Origin of the sequence: Pseudomonas sp. ok272 (genome assembly GCF_900109995.1) — a bacterium.
Lineage (GTDB): Bacteria > Pseudomonadota > Gammaproteobacteria > Pseudomonadales > Pseudomonadaceae > Aquipseudomonas.
The window spans coordinates 199,432-220,239 of the sequence record NZ_FOCB01000003.1; the positions used below are offsets into that span (position 1 = coordinate 199,432).

Genomic DNA, 20,808 nt, shown 5'->3' on the forward strand with positions numbered 1-20,808 from the left:
TGCCGAATGTGCATAGGCCAGTGTTTAACAGCATTGGCCCAAAATTACCCACAAGCCTAGCATTCACAGCGTTCCGGCATCGACCGGGTCCATATCGAGATGATTTCTATCATGTCCTCCGCTGCATCTTTCCGCTCCGAAAAAGACCTGCTTGGCGTACTCGACGTACCGGCTCAAGCGTATTACGGCATCCAGACCCTGCGAGCGGTGAATAACTTCCGTCTCTCCGGCGTCCCGATTTCGCACTACCCGAAGCTGGTTGTGGGCCTGGCAATGGTCAAACAAGCCGCTGCTGACGCCAACCGCGAGCTGGGTCACCTGAGCGAAGCCAAGCACGCTGCCATCAGCGAAGCCTGTGCTCGCCTGATCCGCGGCGACTTCCACGACGAGTTCGTGGTGGACATGATTCAAGGCGGCGCCGGCACTTCAACCAACATGAATGCCAACGAAGTCATCGCCAACATCGCGCTGGAGGCCATGGGTCACCAGAAGGGCGAGTATCAATACCTGCACCCTAACAACGACGTGAACATGGCACAGTCGACCAACGACGCCTACCCGACGGCCATCCGCCTGGGTCTGCTGTTGGGTCACGATGCCCTGCTGGCCAGCCTCGACAGCCTGATCCAGTCGTTCGCCGCCAAAGGTGAAGAATTCAGCCACGTCCTGAAGATGGGTCGTACCCAACTGCAAGACGCCGTGCCAATGACCCTGGGCCAAGAGTTCCGCGCCTTCGCCACCACCCTGGGCGAAGACCTGGCCCGCCTGAAGACCCTGGCGCCCGAGCTGCTGACCGAAGTCAACCTGGGCGGCACCGCGATTGGTACCGGCATCAACGCCGACCCGCGCTACCAGGCCCTGGCCGTTTCGCGCCTGGCGACCATCAGCGGCCAGCCGCTGGTACCGGCTGCCGACCTGATCGAAGCCACCTCCGACATGGGCGCCTTCGTGCTGTTCTCCGGCATGCTCAAGCGCACCGCGGTCAAGCTGTCGAAGATCTGCAACGACCTGCGCCTGCTGTCCAGCGGCCCACGCACCGGGATCAACGAGATCAACCTGCCAGCGCGTCAGCCAGGCAGCTCGATCATGCCCGGCAAGGTCAACCCGGTTATCCCGGAAGCCGTTAACCAGGTGGCCTTCCAGATCATCGGTAACGACCTGGCCCTGACCATCGCGGCCGAAGGCGGCCAGCTGCAGTTGAACGTGATGGAGCCGTTGATCGCCTTCAAGATCTTCGACTCGATCCGCCTGCTGCAACGCGCCATGGACATGCTGCGCGAGCACTGCATCACCGGCATCACCGCCAACGAAGCCCGCTGCCGCGAACTGGTCGAGCACTCGATCGGCCTGGTAACCGCGCTGAACCCGTACATCGGCTATGAAAACGCCACCCGCATCGCCCGCATCGCCCTCGAAAGCGGCCGCGGCGTGCTGGAACTGGTGCGCGAAGAAGGCCTGCTCGACGAAGCCATGCTCGCCGACATCCTGCGCCCGGAAAACATGATTGCCCCGCGTCTGGTGCCCCTGAAGGCCTGAACGCTGTAGCACCGCTCACCAGGTCGAGGGACTAGACACCTCTCACCTTTTGAGGGCTTGGAGATCACTCTCCAGGCCCTTTTTTTTGTCTGTCGATCGGTAGAACAACACACCCCCACAGAAAAACTACCCGCGCAGCCTTGGGCTGAAACCTTTAACCCACTGTTACAGACGTGTGCCCCATGTCTCGGTATAGTGCCGCCCCTCTTCGCGTGAGCGGCCGCCAGTAGCAAGGCCCCCTCCCCTGCGAACCCCATACCTACAACAAACCCGTACTTTCAAACCGGGACTATCCTCGACCCAGCCGTTGCGCCCTGCGCCATCGGGTGTCCTTCGATGTGACTGTCCGGCTGGCATGTGCCTACACAAAAAACGTAAGAGGAATACTCCATGCTTGAAGTCATTAACGACTTCCTCTCAGGGAAAGTACTGATCGTGCTCATCGTCGGGCTCGGTAGCTACTTCACGATCCGCTCGCGTTTCGTTCAGTTGCGGCACTTCTTCCACATGTTCGCGGTGTTTCGCGACAGCCTCAAAAGCAGCGCCGGACAGCTCAGCTCGTTCCAGGCACTGATGCTCAGCCTCGCCGGACGCGTGGGCGCGGGCAACATCGCCGGCGTCGGCATCGCCGTGACCCTGGGCGGTCCCGGCGCGGTGTTCTGGATGTGGGTGACCGCACTGGTCGGCATGGCCAGCAGCCTCATCGAATGCTCCCTGGGCCAGCTGTACAAGCGCTGCGACGCCGACGGCCAATACCGTGGCGGCCCGTCCTATTACATCCAGCACGGCCTGCAAAAGCGTTGGCTGGGCAAAGTCATGGCGTTCCTGCTGCTGATCACCTTCGGCGTCGCCTTCATCGGCCTGCAAGCCCACGCCGTGACGCACTCGCTCAATGACGCCTTCAGCCTCGACACCACCTGGACCGGCGTCGGCCTGGCGGCGCTGCTGGGCCTGGTGTTCATCGGCGGGATCAAGCGCATCGCCGCCATTGCCGACCTGCTGGTGCCCGTCAAGACCCTGGCCTACATCGGGGTGACCGTCTACGTGATCGTGCTGCAGTTCGACCACGTGCCGGGCATGCTGATGACCATCGTGCGCAGCGCCTTCGGCATGGACCCGGTCTTCGGTGGCCTGATCGGCAGCGCCATCATCATGGGCGTCAAGCGCGGCGTGTTCGCCAACGAAGCGGGCCTGGGCAGCGCGCCAAACGTGGCCGCCGTGGCCCAGGTCGAGCACCCGGTCGCACAAGGCGTGGTCCAGGCGTTCAGCGTGTTCCTCGACACCTTCATCATCTGCACCTGCACCGCGCTGCTGATCCTGCTCTCGGGCTTCTACACCCCGGGTTTTGAAGGCGACGGCATTGTCCTGACCCAAAACTCCCTGGCCGCCGTGGTCGGCGAATGGGGGCGGATCTTCATCTCGGTGGCGCTGGCCTTGTTCGTGTTCACCTCGATCCTCTACAACTACTACCTGGGCGAGAACAACCTGCGCTTTCTGGTCGGGGGCAATCGCAAGGCGCTGATCGGCTACCGCGCGCTGGTGCTGGCGCTGATTGTCTGGGGCGCCATCGAGAACCTGAGCACGGTGTTTGCCTTCGCCGACATCACCATGACACTGCTGGCGTTCGTCAACCTGATCGCGCTGCTCCTGTTGTTCAAAGTCGCCATGCGCCTGCTGCGTGACTATGACGACCAGCGGGCCGCCGGGATCAAGACGCCGGTGTTCGACGCCAGCCAGTTCCCCGACCTGGACCTGGACCGCAAGGCCTGGCCCGCCAAGTCGCCGGCCCAGGCACCCGCGCCGGTAGCGGCCGAGACCGCAGCGCAACGCTGATCGGTTACAGTGCAATCCTCCATGCGGGAGCCCGGCATCTCCCCATGCTCGTCACTCAGGCGCAAAACCTGTGGGAGCGAGCTTGCTCGCGAAAGCGGTGAATCAGTCGACATCGGTGTTGACTGACCGCCCTCCTTCGCGAGCAAGCCCGCTCCCACAGGACGTCATCGTTCTCGGAGACCTCCAGCATGATCCCCAACACCTATCCCGCCGCCCAACACGTCATGGTGCTCTACACCGGTGGCACCATCGGCATGCAGGCCAGCCCCAATGGCCTGGCCCCGAGTGCCGGCTTCGAGGCACGGATGCGCGAGTACCTGCACAGCCAGCCCGACCTGGTGGTGCCGGCGTGGCGCTTTCGGGAGATGAGCCCACTGATCGACAGCGCCAACATGACCCCGGCCTACTGGCAGCGCCTGCGCGAAGCGGTGGTGGAGGCCGTCGAGGTCAATGGCTGTGACAGCGTGTTGATCCTGCATGGCACCGACACCCTGGCCTACAGCGCGGCGGCTATGAGCTTCCAGTTGCTGGGCCTGCCGGCGCGTGTGGTGTTGACCGGCTCGATGCTGCCGGCCGGCGTGGCGGACAGCGATGCCTGGGAAAACCTCGGCGGCGCCCTGCTCGCCCTCGGCCAGGGCCTGGCGCCGGGCGTGCACCTGTACTTCCACGGCGAACTGCTGGAGCCCACCCGTTGCGCCAAAGTGCGCAGCTTCGGCCGTCATCCGTTCAAGCGCTTGGCGCGCCAGGGCGGCGGCGTGAAAGCCCCGTCGATCCCGGCGGCCCTCGATTACCGTCAGGCCAGGCAACTGGCCAAAGTCGGCGTGCTGCCCCTGGTCCCCGGCATCGACGCCGAACAGCTCGATGCGCTGCTCAACAGTGGCCTGCAAGGCCTGGTGCTCGAATGCTTCGGCAGCGGCACCGGGCCCAGCGATAACCCTGGGTTCCTCGCCAGCCTCAAGCGGGCCCACGACCACGGCATCGTGGTCGTGGCGATCACCCAATGCCACGAAGGCGGGGTCGAACTGGACGTCTACGAAGCCGGCAGCCGCCTGCGCGGGGTCGGGGTGTTGTCCGGTGGCGGCATGACCCGTGAAGCGGTGTTCGGCAAGTTGCAGGCGTTGCTCGGGGCCGGCCTGGCCATCGCCGAGGTCCGGCGCCTGGTGGAGCTGGACCTGTGTGGCGAACTGCGCTGAGACCTCGGGGCCTGGCAGCGGCACACAACTTGCTCGCTCCCGGCAAACCCTGACAGGACCTGCCCCATGCTGCACTCGCACCTGACCACCCTCAACGCCGTGTCGCTGGTGCTCAACGCCTTCAAGGCCGAGGGCTTGTCCAGCGACGCCGTACTGGCCGGCAGCGGCATCAGCGCAGCGGACCTGGGACGCGCCGACACCCGCATCACCACCAGCCAGGAAATGCTGGTCTGCGCCAATGCCGTGGCCTTGCGCCACGACATTGGCCTGGAATTGGGACGGCGCATGCACGTGTCGTCCTACGGCATGCTCGGGTATGCCCTACTCACCAGTGCCACCTTAGGTGACGCCCTGCGCATGGCGATGCATTACCCGGCGCTGCTGGGCACCCTGTTTGAACTGAGCCTTGAACCCGACGGCGAGCGCGTCTGGTTCACCGCCGATGGCTATCGGGAGAGCCCCGCACTGGCACCGTTCAACGTCGAGTTCTGCCTGGTCTCACTGAAAGTCATCTGCCAGGACCTGCTCGGCCACCCCCTGCCCTTGCTCGGTGCACGCTTCGAACACCCAGCGCCCGATTACCAAGCGCGCTACGCCGAACACTTCGCCTGCCCCTTGCAGTTCGACGCCCCGGCCAACGCCTTTGCCTTCGACCAACGCTGGCTGGAACACCCCCTGCCGCTGGCCGACACCATCACCCACCAGGCGATGGCCGAGCGCTGCCGCAAACAGAACCTCGAATTCACCGGGCGCCAGGCCTGGCTAGGCCGCATCCGCCAACTGCTGGCCGCACAACTGAGTGCCGCGCCCGGCCTGGAAGGACTGGCCGAACAACTGAACTGCTCGGCACGCACCCTGCGCCGACACCTCAAAGACCTGGGCAGCAGCTACCAGGAACTGCTCGACGAACTGCGCTTCGAACGGGCCAAGCAAATGCTGTGCGAAGACCAACTGCCCATTTACCGCATCGCCGAAGCCCTGGGCTTCAGCGAGACCGCGAGCTTCCGCCACGCCTTCGTACGCTGGAGCGGCGTGGCACCGAGCCAGTTTCGACCTTGACCCCCCGCGAGCCTGGACAACCGCCTTCGCCGGCAAGCCGGTCTCGCTGCCACAGTGGGTCGGGGTACACCTGAAAAATCAGATCGGCTGGTCGGCCGCCTTCGCGAGCGGGCTCGCTCCCACCCTGGTCCACGGCGAACACACATCCGGGGAGCCGCTCAATTCCTTGTAGGCGCGAGGCTTGCCCGCGAAGGTGGCAAGCCTGACGACATCGATGTTGAATGGGGCAAGCCTTAATGCCAGTCAGTTAAGCGAAACCCACGTGGGAGCGAGCCTGCTCGCGATAGCAGTAGGTCAGTCAACGGAGATGTTGGCTGTGTTGCCGTCTTCGCGAGCAGGCTCGCTCCCACAGGTTTGGCGCCTTAACTGACTGGCATTAGGGCAAGCCTCGCGCCTACGGGCTCAACCCAGATTCCTGCTCGCGATGGCGGTGACGAGCGGCATGGCTAAGACACAGTTTTTGGATTGGGGTACACCCGCCAGCATCCGCCCTCACAGGGCCAATTACGGACACACACACTGGCCCTATCGATCCCCTTTTGGCCTTTCCCGACATTCTCCGAATCGCCCCACCCCGCAAAACTGTGCACACCCGAATCAGCCCTGCGGAGAACAACAACATGCTGACGATCTACTCGCACGATCACCACCTGCACCACGGCCGTTGCGAATTGATAGACGGGCAACTCAAGCCCTGCTTCGAAATGCCCTCGCGGGCCGACCACGTCCTGGCCCGCGTACACGCCCGCGATCTGGGCCCGGTGCAAGCGCCCACCGACTTTGGCCTGGCCCCCATCGCGCGCATCCACAGCCGCGACTACCTGGACTTCTTCAAAGGCGCCTGGGCACGCTGGAGCGAACTCAACACCGACGGCGACTTGCTGCCCTACACCTGGCCGGCCCGCACCCTGCGCCGCGTGATCCCCACCAGCCTGCACGGCCAACTGGGCTATTACAGCTTCGACGGCGGCGCCCCGATCACCGCCGGGACCTGGCAAGCCGCCTACAGCGCCGCCCAAGTCGCACTCACGGCCCAAGCGGCGATCCAGAACGGCGCCCACAGCGCGTTCGCCCTGTGCCGGCCACCGGGACACCACGCCGCCAGCGACTTGATGGGCGGTTATTGCTACCTCAACAACGCCGCCATCGCCGCCCAGGCCTTCCTCGACCAAGGGCACCAGAAGGTTGCGATCCTCGACGTCGACTACCACCACGGCAACGGCACCCAATCGATTTTCTACGCCCGGCGCGACGTGCTGTTCACCTCGATCCACGGCCACCCGGAAGCCGAGTTCCCGTTCTTCCTCGGCTATGACGATGAGCACGGCGAGGGCCCGGGCGAGGGGTTCAACTTCAACTACCCGCTGCCCGCCGGCGCGGCCTGGGACACCTGGAGCGCGGCGCTGGAGGCGGCCTGCCAGGAAATCGAGCGCTACGGCGCCGACATCATCGTCGTGTCCCTGGGCGTCGACACCTTCAAGGATGACCCGATCTCCCAATTCAAACTCGACAGCCCGGACTACCTGGCCATGGGCGCGCGCATCGCGGCCCTGGGCAAACCGACCCTGTTCGTCATGGAGGGGGGCTACGCGGTGGAGGAAATCGGCATCAACGCGGTGAACGTGCTCGAAGGCTTCGAACGCGCGCAATAAGCCGCTGCACCCTGGGCAGGCGCGCCGATCCACGCCCTGCCCTATTTAACTACCACCTCCCCCCTTCCTCGGCTCATTACCTTGGCCTGTGCAACGGTGCCTCTGACTGGCATCGATCACGGCAAGGAGCAGCCCATGAGCCACCCACCGGCAACACCGGATACCGCCCAAACCACCCAGCCCCTGCTGGAGAAAGCCCTGCTCACCCGTCTCAAGGACGAAGGGCCCAGCCTGCATGAAGTCGCCACCCACCTGCTGCGCGCAGAACTGGCAAACCGCTACCCCGACCTGAACATCGACCCCGACAGCACATTCGTCATCACACCGGCCTGGAGTTTTGCCGATGACGAACTGACCCTGGAGGACATCCACGTCGAGTCCCTGAGCCGGATCCTGATGCGCCAAAGCCGGGATGCCTCACTCGCCAATTACCTGGAGGGCGAACACTTCCTGACCCAGGACCCTGACGCCGAGCCGACGGTGCACCTGGAAGTCAGCATCGAGGCGATTGCGCAGCTGCTCAATGACTTGGCGCCACTGCTGTTCGTCGCGTTCAAGGAGCAGCAACTGGCCTTCTGGAACACCAGCGACGGCCACTTGCCACGCTGGCAGACGTTCGCCGACAGCCTGCAAAAAGCCCTGGACGTCCAACACGTCAGCGGCTGGGATGCCGATCAGTGCGCCATCGCCCGTGCCGTCAGTGCGTATCCCGACAAACCCGAACGCCTGGCCCGGCAACCGGACATGGCCGCCATCCAGGTGTGCCTGATCGACATCGACACCCCGAACGAAACGGTGCTCAAGCATGAGCTGTGGATCGGCAGCGTGGTGCTGCACGGACGCTATAAAGAACGCGACAGCCTGTTGATGTACTCCGTCGAGTACGGCTATGAGGCCTTCGACTCGCTGCAGGCCCTGGGCACGGCCATACGCCCGCGCCTACCTGCTGCGATTGCCGCACAGGCGTTTTCATGGCGGCTGATCGAGCCCGCAGGGCACTTTTTCGATCACATGGCCTGGGCCATGATCAACACCCAATTGCTGGCCATCGAGGCCCTCAACCGACCCGCGTCGTCCGCGCACCTGCCACACGCCGAGCCCCCGCACAGCCCCCACGAGGCGGCGATCAGTGATCGCGAACAAACCCGCCTGAACCAGTTGGAAGGCTCGATCCCCGACTGGCTGCTCCGCGCCTCAAGCCATGAGCTGAGCGCCTACAGCCAGCACTTGGTTGAACTAAGCACCTTGCGTGAGCAAACCCCGGATGATCTGTTCAGCCTTCCACCGATCAAAGCCTTCGCCCAGAAAAAAATGCGCGAGGCCATCATCGTCGACCGAACCCTGGCCGCGGTCGCCTCGCTGCCGCTCGACGAGTTGCGCATTACCCTGACCGACAGCTTCACCGCCGGCGCGTTCACCCTACCCAACCCCTTCGAGCATCACACCCAGACCCTTGGCGAGTTTGCCCTGAGCAATTCGCCGCCCTATCTGGCGAGCGTCAGTTTCAAGCACGGGCAAACCGTTCCCGACTGGCTGACGGTGCGCTACCTGACAACGATCGCCGAACGGGTGGACATCGGCAGGGTTTACCCGCAACTGATCAAGCGCCGAATGGTCGACGACCCGGACCAGGCGCCCCGGCAAAAGCAGTTCTACATCAAGCAACTGCGCGCGTTGCTGCCGTTGCTGGCGCTGGAATGCAAAGTCAGGCAACGGGGGCATGTCGATGAGGTCGGCTATCGCTACATCAACGAACTGGTCGACCCGACACCGGCCAGCCGTGAGCCCATCGTGATCCGCCCCCTGACCTTGCGCCCGCAGCACCGGCTCAGCAGCCACGGCGATAACGTCCTCAACATGTTCATCATTGGCCCGCGCAACCCCCAAGACGGTCCATGCCTGCTCTATCGGCCGCTGCTGGAACCCCCGCTGCAGCAGTTCCCCTCCATGCAGAACCTGCTCTACGCCATGCACCAGCCGGGCGAACTGCGCGACTCGATCCTGGCATGGCTGCCCAACCGGGCGCTGAGCTTCAACTACGCGCAATACTTGCTGCCCATCGGCCTGCCGTCACCCTGGCTGGCGCTGCAACCGCTGGCCGAACCCCTGAACCTGCTGGAGTGGGCCGGCACCCTGGAGTTTTCGAGCACGGAGCTGACCGGTGATATTTTCGCCGCGCTGTATGCCACCAATACCCAGGCCATGATCGAACTGGCCGACCGCCAATCACAGTCCAACGCCCAGCGGCGCTGGGCGCTGTTGGAGGACAGCGGCTGGGCGGTCTTCAACGTGGCGTCGAACTTCCTCAATGGCTACGCCGGGGCGGCCGTGTGGGCCTGGCAAGTGTTCAATGACCTGCAGCAGGCGCTGGACGCCCATGAGCAAGGACAAAGCCCGATTCAATGGGAGCGACTGGGCGATGTCCTGATGGCGCTGGCCATCTTCATCACCCATCACGCCAATCAGCGGCGCAAGACCGGATCCCCCCAGCCGCTGACCAGCCCTGTCCGTACTCGGCCGAGCCCCGAGCCCGTGGCCCTGGCCACCCACCTGCGCCCCACCCTCAGCGCCGATGCGCCCGGCGTAATCCCCCACGGCCAGCACGCCGCCATCGCCACCGAAGGTTGCGTGCCGCGGCGCAGCCCCGCCCAGTTGGCCAGCTACCTGGACACCCTCAAGGTCGCGGCCCCGGACGATCCGGCGTTGACCGTGGATCCGCAGCATTCGCCGCCGTTGTACCAACTGCACGACAAAACCTATGCGCAGGCGGCCGACCGTTGGTTCGAAGTGGTTCAAGACGAAGACGAAAACATCCTGGTGCTCAATCCTCAACATCCATCGCGCCTCGGGCCGCGCCTGGCCAGTACCCGCGACCAGACGTGGCGCGTGGACACCAGCCTGCGTTTGCTCGGGGCTGGCACCAGCTTGAAAAGCCAACTGAAAACCTCGCGCCGGGCCAGAGTCCAGCGCCGCCTGGAACTGGCGCAACAACTGAGCGAATTAAAAACCCGGGAAACCCGCTTGAAGGATGAGTTGGGCACGCTGTACGGCCCCACCAGGACCGGCGAGAACCCATCGCCCTCGGAGCGCGACCTGCAGCAGTGCCAAGACAAGACCCAGGAGCTCATCAGCCTGTTTGAACAGGCACTGACGCGGATCAACGAGTGGCGCGACGTCGGGGGAACGGCCGGGTATGTGCAAGAGTTGTTGCGCTTGAACGCCGAACAACAACGGCACATCAACCTGTGGATCTCGATCACCCAACTCAGCTACACGGCCGTCATGAAACGTATCGAGCTAAGCTGGCAGGATGAATCGCCAGCCGCCCACCAGGCCTTGCTGGACGACATCGCGCTCAGTAACCAGCTGGGCCACGCCATGCTCGGCAAACTGGCCCAACTCAACGTACTGCAGGGCAAACTGACCGACATCGGCGCCAGTGGGCTGGTGGCCTCGACCCACCTGAAGGCCTCGGCACCGCGCTTCACCCAGTGGGATGTGAAAACCAACGAAATCTCCATCGCCTATGAACTGTGCATCCACGAACAAGCCGCGCAAGACATGGAACAGGCGCGACTGGCCGTCAGCCACGTCGTGCATCGCGCGGCATTGGCCAGCAGGGACATGGCGCAGATGGTGCGCGCGGCGCCCGGTGAACTGGCGCCACAAGATCAAATCGAGCAATTGATCCAAATCATCGATGACTACAGCAGCATCAGCCAGCAGATCGATGAGTTACCGGTGGACTACCCGGAACGGGTTCACCCCGAACCGCTGGCACGCGTGAAAACCCTGGTCGGGGAGTTTCAGCACCTGGCACAAACCACCCTCGACAGCCTGCTGGTCCGCACGGTCTCTACCACTTCGGCCACGGCGGGCCCCGCCAGGCCCCGGCCGAGCATCAAGATCGTCAAGACCCGCCCCCGCGAACAGCCCAGGAAAGCCTCCGACACCCCCGATCAAGCGCCGCTGACGCTGATCCAATCCAAGGCAACGCGCACCTCGCCGCCTTCCGATGACCCGACCCAAGTCATTAACGCCGCCCTGGAGTTGAACCTGGACAGCAACGGCTTTATCCGTCGCACGAAACAAGACGCCCAGCGCCCCAAACGCGTACCGGCGGACATGCAGGATATTTTCGACCAACAAGCGCAGCGCCTGGAGCAAACCGCCAGTGCCCTCGACACGCTCGCCATCCAGCTGTCGAAGACTGACGCTCCCCTGCCCGTGGCCACCTTGCCCACCGAGCTGCGCGAAGACGCTGCCCGGATGCGCCGCGAAGGCATCCGCACCCGGGCCATGATGCTCAAGGCCCGTAAGCCGCGCCAGAGCGACTTGCAGTGGATGATCGACAACGGCCAGGTCCGGGTGATCCGCAACGATGCCGGCAGAATCAAGACCCAGCAACAGCAGGACTACTTCCAGGAGTACCTGATCCTCGACACCGCCCACCACGACCAACCCTTGTGGCTGGCCCACTTCCACTATCCGAGCCTCAAGACCCCGGCCCAGCGCTTCAGCGCCGCCCACCTGAAAATCGCCGACCAGCACCTCAACCCACTCCCCCCTGACGTCCAGTTGGCGCTGACGACCCGTACGTCCCTGGACAATCGATTGCGCAAGCTCAGCGATCCACTGCTGCTGGCCGTGTTCCTGAAACTTGAGCGCCCCACCTCCGACTAACCCCTGCAAAGGAATTGCACATGCCTAATGACTCGGCTGTTAACTCGCTCCCTGATGACACCCAGTACCCTGCCAGCACCTACGCACTGCTGACGCAACTGACCACCGGTCCGACCAGCCGGGAAGTCGCCGCCACCACCCTGCGCTCGGCCCTCAAGGAGCTGTACCCGACGCTGGACATCGACCCGGACCAGGCGATGGTCGTCACCCCGGGCTGGCGCATCGACGGCGACCTGATCCGACCCGCCCCGGCACGCTACGAGTCGCTGACCTCGGTCCTGGCCCGCCAGGCGTTGTCGCCCCAGCCGGTGATCTACCTCGACGGCGAACACTTCCTCACCCAGCAGCCAGATGCCCAGCCCGTCGTTCACCTGCCGGTGGACATCACGGCCATCGCGCGCCTGATCAACGAGCTGTCCGAGCTGTTGTCCGAGGCCTTCGAGGAGCAGCAACTCGACTACTGGAACGCCTCCAATGCCGACACCGGCCCACGCTGGCAAACGCTCTCCCAGTCGCTGCGCAAGGTGTGGGACGTCACCTCGGTCGAGGGTTGGGACGAGCACGATTGCGCCATTGCCAGGGCGCTGTTCCAATTCCCCGAGGCGGCGACGCGTCCGGGGCTGGCGCCCTACACCGTGCGCGCCTACCTGATCGACATCGATACCCTGCGCCGCGACATCTTCACGCACGTGGGCTTCGCGGACATCGCCGTGGTCATCGGTGAACACGACCAGCAACAACGCATCCTGACCTACTCGCTGGTCAACGGTTACGAGAAGTTCGAGTCCCTGGCACAGCTCGGCGCAACGATGCCCGAGCGCTTCAACCAGGCCCCCCATGACATGACGGTGCAATGGCGACTGTTCGAGCCGGGCGGGGATTTTTTCGACAGCCTGGCCACCACCCTGATCAGCCTGCAACTCGACGCGATTGCGTCCACCGGTTCTGCCGAGCTTGAGGACCCCGCCACCCCCAGCACGTCCACACCGACCATTGCCCACGTGCTACCGGTAATCGAAGACCTGAGCGATCACACCCTGTCACACATCCAGGAGATTCATCAGCGCCTTCCCGAGTGGCTGATCGCTGGCAGCGACCTCGACATCGCCACCTACAGCCGCTACGTGATCGAGCTGGCCAATCTGCACACCCAGCATCAAGGCCAGTCCTTTCGTGACGGCATCGCGCCGATTCGTGACTACGCCCGTGAGCAACTGCACAACCGCCTGCAGGCCCAGCCCAATGGCGCCAGGCTGAACCTGGACCAGGTCGAGGTCGTCATCGAGAGCCCGGTGGTCTGGGGCACGTTTGTCCAACCCGGCGCGACCGACATCACCCGGCGCAGCCTGATCGACCTGGCGCTGGAAAACCTCACCGGCCTGCCGACCGGCCAGGCCAGCGTGCTCTACAACGGTGGTCCGGCCCCCGAGTGGCTGACCTACAGCTACCTCAAGACGTTGATCGAAAGCCTCGACATCGGCGCGCACTACCCGGCCCTGATCAAACGGCAGTTGCTCGATGACCCGGTACAGTCCGCGTCCCGCCAACAGCTCTACAGCGATCACTTGCGCGTGCAACTGCCCTTGCTGGCCCTGCAATTGAAGGTCCAGCGACAGGCGGGTCTCAGCCAACAGGGCTACCGCTATGTCGCCGCGGCGATGCAACCCCAGGCCCATCAGCGCTACGTCGAGGGACAGGAGATCGTCGTGCGACGCCTGGCGTTCATCCCGACCTTGCGCCCCGGCCATGAGCAGGATGTGGTCGCCAACATGTTCGTGATCGGCCCCAAGGATTCCAGCCAAGGGCCATGCCTGCTGTATCGGCCCCTGCTGGAACCGGTGCTGACGCAGTTCCCGTCCCGGCAAAACCTGCTCTACGCGATCAAACACCAGCGCGAACTGCGCGAATCGGTCCTCGCCTGGCTGCCTGAAGGGGCACAGTTCAACTACGCGCAGTACGTCCTCCCCAACAAACTGCCGTCGCCCTGGACGCTGACCCAGGCATTGGTCGACAGCCAGACCCTGCTGTACATGAGCGGCCCCATCACCCTCAGCGATGAGCAACTGGGCAGTGAACTCCTGGCCACGTTGTTCAAGGACAACGCCAATGCCATGGTCGAACTGGCGACCCGCCAATCGGTGTCCAACGCGCAGAAGCGCTGGACGAGCTTGCGGCGCGCCGGCTGGCAGATCTTCAACGTCGCCTTGCCCTTCATGGGCCGCACGGTCGGGATCGCCGCCTGGATCTGGCAGATCATGGACGACCTGCAAACCGTCGAGCAGGCCCAGGACGTGGCTGACGAGCCCATGCAATGGACGGCCCAGGTCAACCTGCTGCTCGACCTGGGCATGGCGCTGATCCTGCACCTGGCCCTGCGCCAGCCGCGACGGCAAGCGTCGAGGAAACCGCAGGAGATCCTCTCCACGCCATTGATCCCATTGCCGGAAAAGCCTGTACCGGTGCCCAAAAACACCACCGTGAGGCAAACGTCGAACATCGTCGGCAGCGAACTCCCGGTGACGCATCAAGGCGCCCTGCTCACCCACGGCGCACTCAACCGCACGCCCGCCAGCCTGGGCGCCACCCTGGACCGCTTCAAGACCGCCAAACCCGCCGGGCTGGACGAGCCCAGCCAACAACCCGGCCCTCACCGGCACCTCTACGCCCTTGAAGGCAAATGGTATGCGCCGGTGGGCGAGCGCTGGTTCGAAGTGAAGGTCGATGACAATGACCACGTCGTCATCGTCGACCCCCTCAATCACGCACGCACCGGCCCCGTGCTGGTGCGAAACCTGGCGGGCTCATGGTTTGTCGATACCCGCCTGCACCTGCGTGGTGGCGGCTTCAGAAACCGCAGGCGAGCCGCCCAGCAGGCAAAACCTTCACGCATCGAAACCCTCAGAAAAGGCCTCAGTGCATTCGATGCCAACGAACTGAGCGGGCTGGTGGATGTACGCCAGGCCCACAGCGAGATAGGCAACACCCCGGGGCCCTCCACCAACCTGCGACGGGAAGTGTTCATCCATAAAGTGAACACCCGGCTGCAGGAGTACGACGTGCCGATCCGCCAGCTCAGGTCGCTGAACATCATCGACACCGTCCCCAACTACCAGAGTTCGATGATTGATTACCTGGGCAAGCAGTTACTGCTGACCCGTTCCGCCGTCGCCGAGCGCCTGGATACGTTTCGCGAAAAGTTCACCTCGACCCTGGACACCCTCGAAAACGAAAACGCGGCCAACCCGAAACGACAAGCCGCCAGCGCCTCCGCGATGTCGGACATGAACCAGGAGATGATCAATCGCCTGGAGTACGCCGAGACTCGCTACCGGGAACTGGAAAGCCTCGGCGCCGAAGGCCTCAAGGTCATCCAGGAGAACATACGCGCCTTGCCGTCCATCAAGCTCTACGACCTCAAGGCCCTGCAAGTCACCCTGGCCAGCTATCTCTGCGTCGGCACGGGAACGGGCGAGGCGTTCGCCAGCGCCCGCACGCAGATCCACGAGATCGTCGATGCCGCCGACCTCAACATTCAGAGCTGGGTAGAGACCGTCGCTGAAGCCAACATCACCCACCTGGACGAGCGCATCGAAGTCCTCAACAGCCTGGCCGAGCAGTTCGCCATTGTCGATCAGCGCCTGCTGGACCTGCACGCGCAGTACCCCGAGCAGGTCAACCGTGAACCGTTGGAAAGCCTGCGCCAGCGAATCGACGCCTTCAACCAACACACCGTGCGCGAACTGGCCGTGAGCCTGCGGGAACGAAAAGCCCTGGCACCCAAGCCCAGCACATCGAAGGACGTGACCACGCCCAAGCGCAAAGTCATCAAGACCCGCTACAACGGCGTGCTGGTGGGCGAGCCCCACGCCGCGGACGCCGGGCTGGTCGACGTCAAGGCGCCCATGACCGGCAAGATCATCGCCACCTTCCACGAAAAAACCCCGGGGGTCTGGGTCGAGCGTGAAAGACCGTCCACCCACCCGCGCCCGCCATCCGCCAAGGATTTGACCAGCAGCCTCGAAGGCGCGGAAACACTCCTGGCCCAAGAACCGGCCAGCACCGCACGGACCGTGGCGCACGCCAGCAAGCCCGGACGCATCCCAGTGGAAATCGAAGAGATGTTCCACCAGTACGCCGCCCGCCTGGAACACGCCAGCGGCCTGATCGAGCACGCCCTGACCCAACTCAACCTCACCGAAAGCGACCGCCCTTCCGCCGCCGGGCTCAACCGGCGACTCAATGACGCCGCCCAGCGACTCTACGCACTGGGCACCCAGACGCGCATCAACATGACCAAGCAGCAACCGCCCACGGCGACGCGGGTGCAGTGGTTGCACGATCAGGGGCAGGTCAAGATTGCCAAGGTCCTCGCCCGGCGTCGCCTCAAAGGCCCCGGCAGAGACTACCTGGACGAGTACGAAGTGCGCGACCACTCAACCCACGCGGTGTTGTGGTACGCGCATTTCCACTATGCCTCGCCAGACGCCGCGGCCATGGACTTTACCGCCGGCCACCTGAAGACCCGCGAGCAACAAAAACTCGGCGGCGCGTTCCAGCGCACCGGCTTGACCGACCACGACCAGATCGCGGTGTACCGCAGTGAAATCGCCCCGGCACTGGCCAAGTCGTTGTTCTTCGAGCGCTGATCACAATGGCGTTGCTTCAGTCGATGTGAGGGCTACCGGGCGGGCCCCTTCGCGAGCAAGAATCTGGGTTGAGCCCGTAGGAGCGAGGCTTGCCCGCGAAGAGGCCGGCACAGCCAGCATCACCATTGACTGACCCACCGCTTTCGCGAGCGGGCTCGCTCCCACGGGGATCCGTGTCGAGCGCCGGATTTGCATTCGCCGTGGACCCGCGTGGGAGCGAGCCCGCTCGCGAAGGCGCTGTATCAGTCGGCATCTCAGTCAGCTGACAGGCTGCATTCGCCGGCAAGCCGGTCTCGCTTGTGTGGGTTTGCCCGCGATGGCGCTGGTTCTGTCAATGAAGACCGTGGCCGTTTGGTGCTCAGCCACACCAAACCGCCTTCAAACGCGCCACCGCCGCCTCGATCGCCAGCGGTGGCACCCCGGCAAACCCGAGCACCAGCCCCGCACGCTGGTCATCGGGGACGCTGGAGTCCGGCAACCAGTAATGGCTCAAGCCATTGACTTCGACCTCGGCCCCCACCGCTTGCTCGACCAATTCGCGCTCGCGGGCCAGGCTGTCCACGCGCACCATCACGTGCAACCCGGCCACCACCTGGGGCAGCGCCCGTACCCCGGCAATGTCCGCTGGCCAGGCGGCCAGCAAGGCATCACGCCGATTCAGCGCCGCCCGGCGCATGCGCCGTATGTGCCGCTGGAAATGCCCGGCGGCCATGAACTCGGCCATCACCGCCTGGGTGCTGACCTCCGAATGGCGCACATCCACTGCCCGGCGCTGGGCGAACGCGTCCACCAAGCCCATCGGCAACACCAGATACCCCAGGCGCAAGGCCGGGAACGCCACCTTGCCGAAAGTGCCGACATAGATCACCCGCCCCTGGCGGTCCAATGCCGCGAGCGGCGCCAGGGGTGCGCCGCTGTAACGGTACTCGCCGTCGTAGTCATCCTCGACGATCCAGCCGTCGGTGCGCTCGGCCCAGGCCAGCAGTTCCAGGCGCCGGGCCAGGCTCATGATCACCCCGGTCGGGTACTGGTGCGACGGCGTGACATAGGCCAAGCGGCAATCTGCCAACGCGCCCAGTTCGGCGCAGTCGATGCCATCGCTGTCCACTGCCACGCCGTGCAGCCGCGCCCCGGCCACGGCGAACGCATGGCCGGCGGCGCGATAGCCGGGATTCTCCACCGCCACCCCATCCCCCCGCGCCACCAGCAGCTGTGCACAAAGGCTAATCCCCTGCTGTGCGCCGCTGGTGATCACAATTTGTTCAGCGCTGCACTGCAGACCACGGGAACTGCGCAAATACGCGGCAATCAACCCACGCAAACGCGCATCCCCCTCCGGCGCGCCGTAACACAACTGCTGCAAGTCCGGCTTGCGCCAGAAAGCCGCCGTCAGCTTGGCCCAGACCTCGAACGGGAACAGATCGAACGCCGGCACCCCGACCCGAAAAGCCCGTGGCGGACCACTCGGCGGCCGGGGTAAATGATGCTTTTCAACCCGCGCCAGCGCAGCACTGTGGATAACTTTACTGGATGAAACCACAGGTAAATCCAGCCAATTTGTGGATAAACCTGTGGGTAAGCCTGTTGATAACCCTGTGGATACTTGTGTGGATAGTTTTTTCGCCGGCAACACGCTGGCGGGCAATTGCGCGACGTACGTCCCATCGCCCACCCGCCCTTCAATGAAGCCCTCGGCATACAGCTGATCGTAGGCCCGCACCACGCTGTTGCGTGAAATCGACAGCGCCGCCGCCAGGTCGCGGCTGGCCGGCAATCGGGTGCCGCCCACCAGCCGGCCGTCGAGCACCCGCACGCTCAAGGCCTGGTAGAGCTGGCGGCTCAAGCCCTTGCGCCGATCCAGCTCGATGCCGGCGGGGTTGAACGACAGGGACGGTGTCGGGCTGTTCATGGCAACGGAACCTGGGTGATTGGACCTATAAAAATAGCCTTTAATGGCTCTTACAACGAACCAATAGCCTGCCTAGGATGCAGGCATTCGCCAAGGAAAACTTCCATGTACCTCCCCAGCGCCTTTGCCGTCGACGACCTCACTGCCCTGCACCAACAGATCCTCGACACCCGCCTGGCAGTGCTCGTCACCCAGGGAGAACAAGGCCTGCAAGCCAGCCACCTGCCACTGCTGCTCAACCCCGGCGAAGGCCCGCACGGCACGCTCTACGGCCACCTGGCCCGCGCCAACCGGCAGTGGCAGGCGCTGCAAGCCGGGGCCGAGGCGCTGGTGATCTTTGCCGGGGCGGATGCCTACGTCAGCCCCTCGTTCTACCCCGCCAAGGCCGAGCACGGCAAAGTCGTGCCGACCTGGAACTACGTCGCCGTCCACGCCTCTGGCACCGCCGAGGTGTTCAGCGATGCCGAACGCTTGCTCAGGCTGGTCAGCGCCCTGACCGAGCGTCACGAAAGCGGCCGTGCCCAACCGTGGAAGGTCGACGATGCCCCGGCCCAGTACATCGATGGCATGCTCAAGGCCATCGTCGGCTTCGCCCTGCCGATCCAGCGCCTGGAAGGCAAGCGCAAGCTCAGCCAGAACCGCAGCACCGCAGACATCGCCGGCGTACGTGAAGGACTGGCCGCCAGTCCCGACCCGCACGACCAGGCCCTCGCCCACTTGATGCCCAAGGAATGAACATGAGCCCGATCGAGATCCGCCGCGTCACCGCCGACGACCACGCCGCCTGGCTGCCCCTGTGGCACGCCTACCTGCGCTTCTACAACACCGAGTTGCCCGAGGCGGTGACCCAGAACACCTGGCAGCGTTTACTCGACCCGAGCGAGCCCACCCACGCGGCGCTGGCCTGGGCCGATGGTAAGGCGGTGGGCATGGTGCACTTCATCTACCACCGCTCGAACTGGAGCATTGAAAACGCCTGCTACCTGCAAGACCTGCTGGTGGCCCCTGAAACCCGTGGCACCGGCGTCGGCCGCCAACTGATCGAGTTCGTCTACACCACGGCCAAGGCCGACGGCTGCGCCAAAGTGCACTGGCTGACCCACGAAACCAACGCCACCGCGATCCAGCTCTACGAGCGCATCGCCGAACGCCCCGGCTTCATCCAATTCCGCAAAGGCCTTTAAGGTTCAAGGAGCACCGCATGAGCACTGCATTGGCTGACTGGAAAGGCGCCCCGGCCCCCTCCGCGCCATTGATCGAAGGGCGCTTCATCCGCCTTGAGAAACTCGACCCGGCCCGCCACGGCGACGCCCTGTTCCACGCCCTGCAAGGCCCCGGCGCGGACCTCAAGCTCTGGGACTATCTGCCTTACGGACCGTTCCTCGAGCGCAGCGCCTTCAATGACTGGCTGAACAACCACGCGGCCCACAGCGACCCGTACTTCTTCAGCGTCATCGACAAAGCCACGGGCCAGGCACAAGGCCTCCTCGGCCTGATGTCCATCGTCCCGGCCCAGGGCCGCATCGAAATCGGCCACGTCACCTTCGGCGCACCGATGCAACGCTCACCCCGGAGCACCGAAGCGGTGTACCTGCTGGCCAAGCACTCATTCGAACTGGGCTACCGGCGCCTGGAATGGAAGTGCAACAACGCCAACGCCCGCTCCAAATACGCCGCCGAACGGTTCGGCTTCAGCTACGAAGGCCTGTTCCGCCAGCACATGGTGGTCAAAGGCAAAAACCGCGACACCGCCTGGTACTCCATCCTCGACGGCGAATGGCCGACGATTGGCGCCGGGTTTGAACGCTGGCTGGCGGACGACAACCAGACCGCGTCGGGGCAAGTGAAGACGCTGGTGGAGTGTCGCGGGTGATGAGCGCGTGAAGTAAAAATCCCAGGCGTGCCTGCAATGCTTCTCGATGTCGCAGTAACACCCGTGACGAGCGAGCTTGCTCGCGCGGGACTGCATCGCCGTCCTTTCGAGGGGCCGAACGCTAGGGGCGAGACCTTTGCTTCCTTTGGGCTGGGCCGGCACTCCGGCGTCTGCCAAAGGGAGTCGACCGTCAGGGCGAAACCAACAGCCGCCGCACCCTCAGCAATGGATATGTACACCAACCGCCAGAGGTCGGACGGCTGTCAGGCCGCCTTCGCGACGGTGCGGCGATCCGACAAGCCCGCACCCACCCTGGTCTGAGGCGAACACACATCCCGTGTCAGGCCCGGATCCTTGTAGGAGCGAGGCTTGCCCTAATGCCAGTCAGTTAAGCGAAACCCGCGTGGGAGCGAGCCTGCTCGCG

General features: G+C 64.3%; 11 protein-coding genes. 10 read left to right on the forward strand and 1 reads right to left on the reverse strand.

Annotated elements, in window-relative coordinates:
- The first annotated feature begins 111 nt into the window (after positions 1 to 111).
- The 7 genes from aspA to BMW74_RS06610 all read left to right on the forward strand — a co-directional run bounded on the left by aspA (position 112) and on the right by BMW74_RS06610 (position 16,602).
- Positions 112 to 1,536, forward strand: a complete 1,425-nt coding sequence (aspA, locus tag BMW74_RS06580) for an aspartate ammonia-lyase (RefSeq protein ID WP_093415354.1) — start codon at positions 112 to 114, stop codon at positions 1,534 to 1,536.
- Positions 1,537 to 1,926: 390 nt separating this feature from the next.
- On the forward strand, positions 1,927 to 3,369 hold the full coding sequence (locus BMW74_RS06585; protein ID WP_093415357.1) for an alanine/glycine:cation symporter family protein: 1,443 nt from the start codon (positions 1,927 to 1,929) through the stop codon (positions 3,367 to 3,369).
- Between the two features lie 188 nt (positions 3,370 to 3,557).
- Complete coding sequence (locus BMW74_RS06590; RefSeq protein WP_093415360.1) at positions 3,558 to 4,562, forward strand: asparaginase; 1,005 nt, start codon at positions 3,558 to 3,560, stop codon at positions 4,560 to 4,562.
- A gap of 66 nt (positions 4,563 to 4,628) precedes the next feature.
- Positions 4,629 to 5,621, forward strand: coding sequence for an AraC family transcriptional regulator (locus BMW74_RS06595; protein ID WP_093415363.1), 993 nt, complete (start codon positions 4,629 to 4,631; stop codon positions 5,619 to 5,621).
- A 620-nt stretch (positions 5,622 to 6,241) separates the two neighbouring features.
- Entirely contained in the window at positions 6,242 to 7,273 is a 1,032-nt protein-coding gene (locus tag BMW74_RS06600; protein WP_093415366.1) for a histone deacetylase family protein, read from the forward strand.
- A 135-nt stretch (positions 7,274 to 7,408) separates the two neighbouring features.
- Positions 7,409 to 11,956 carry a hypothetical protein gene (locus BMW74_RS06605; protein ID WP_093415369.1) on the forward strand — a complete coding sequence of 1,516 codons (4,548 nt, stop codon included), beginning with the start codon at positions 7,409 to 7,411 and terminating at the stop codon, positions 11,954 to 11,956.
- Between the two features lie 20 nt (positions 11,957 to 11,976).
- A complete protein-coding gene (locus BMW74_RS06610; RefSeq protein ID WP_093415372.1) occupies positions 11,977 to 16,602 on the forward strand; it encodes a dermonecrotic toxin domain-containing protein in 4,626 nt (1,541 codons plus the stop codon).
- Positions 16,603 to 16,960: 358 nt separating this feature from the next.
- On the opposite strand, the gene BMW74_RS06615 is transcribed toward BMW74_RS06610, so the two are convergent.
- A complete protein-coding gene (locus BMW74_RS06615) occupies positions 16,961 to 18,511 on the reverse strand; it encodes a MocR-like pyridoxine biosynthesis transcription factor PdxR (RefSeq protein ID WP_093415375.1) in 1,551 nt (516 codons plus the stop codon).
- Positions 18,512 to 18,616: 105 nt separating this feature from the next.
- Between BMW74_RS06615 and BMW74_RS06620 the strand changes: the two genes are divergently transcribed.
- Genes BMW74_RS06620 through BMW74_RS06630 form a run of 3 tightly spaced genes read left to right on the forward strand, consistent with a single transcriptional unit; the run spans position 18,617 to position 20,384 of the window.
- Positions 18,617 to 19,246: an FMN-binding negative transcriptional regulator gene (locus BMW74_RS06620; protein WP_093415378.1), complete on the forward strand. Its 630-nt coding sequence runs from the start codon at positions 18,617 to 18,619 to the stop codon at positions 19,244 to 19,246.
- A gap of 2 nt (positions 19,247 to 19,248) precedes the next feature.
- On the forward strand, positions 19,249 to 19,695 hold the full coding sequence (locus BMW74_RS06625; RefSeq protein ID WP_093415381.1) for a GNAT family N-acetyltransferase: 447 nt from the start codon (positions 19,249 to 19,251) through the stop codon (positions 19,693 to 19,695).
- 17 nt (positions 19,696 to 19,712) lie between these two features.
- Entirely contained in the window at positions 19,713 to 20,384 is a 672-nt protein-coding gene (locus BMW74_RS06630) for a GNAT family N-acetyltransferase (RefSeq protein WP_093415384.1), read from the forward strand.
- Positions 20,385 to 20,808: the final 424 nt, after the last annotated feature.

Excerpts from the sequence above, each read along its gene's own strand:
- BMW74_RS06610 (WP_093415372.1), top strand. The coding sequence starts at position 11,977 with ATGCCTAATGACTCGGCTGTTAACTCGCTCCCTGATGACACCCAGTAC.
- BMW74_RS06625 (WP_093415381.1), top strand. The coding sequence starts at position 19,249 with ATGAGCCCGATCGAGATCCGCCGCGTCACCGCCGACGACCACGCCGCC.
- BMW74_RS06620 (WP_093415378.1), top strand. The coding sequence starts at position 18,617 with ATGTACCTCCCCAGCGCCTTTGCCGTCGACGACCTCACTGCCCTGCAC.
- aspA (WP_093415354.1), top strand. The coding sequence starts at position 112 with ATGTCCTCCGCTGCATCTTTCCGCTCCGAAAAAGACCTGCTTGGCGTA.
- BMW74_RS06605 (WP_093415369.1), top strand. The coding sequence starts at position 7,409 with ATGAGCCACCCACCGGCAACACCGGATACCGCCCAAACCACCCAGCCC.
- BMW74_RS06615 (WP_093415375.1), bottom strand. The coding sequence starts at position 18,511 with ATGAACAGCCCGACACCGTCCCTGTCGTTCAACCCCGCCGGCATCGAG.
- BMW74_RS06585 (WP_093415357.1), top strand. The coding sequence starts at position 1,927 with ATGCTTGAAGTCATTAACGACTTCCTCTCAGGGAAAGTACTGATCGTG.
- BMW74_RS06595 (WP_093415363.1), top strand. The coding sequence starts at position 4,629 with ATGCTGCACTCGCACCTGACCACCCTCAACGCCGTGTCGCTGGTGCTC.
- BMW74_RS06630 (WP_093415384.1), top strand. The coding sequence starts at position 19,713 with ATGAGCACTGCATTGGCTGACTGGAAAGGCGCCCCGGCCCCCTCCGCG.
- BMW74_RS06600 (WP_093415366.1), top strand. The coding sequence starts at position 6,242 with ATGCTGACGATCTACTCGCACGATCACCACCTGCACCACGGCCGTTGC.
- BMW74_RS06590 (WP_093415360.1), top strand. The coding sequence starts at position 3,558 with ATGATCCCCAACACCTATCCCGCCGCCCAACACGTCATGGTGCTCTAC.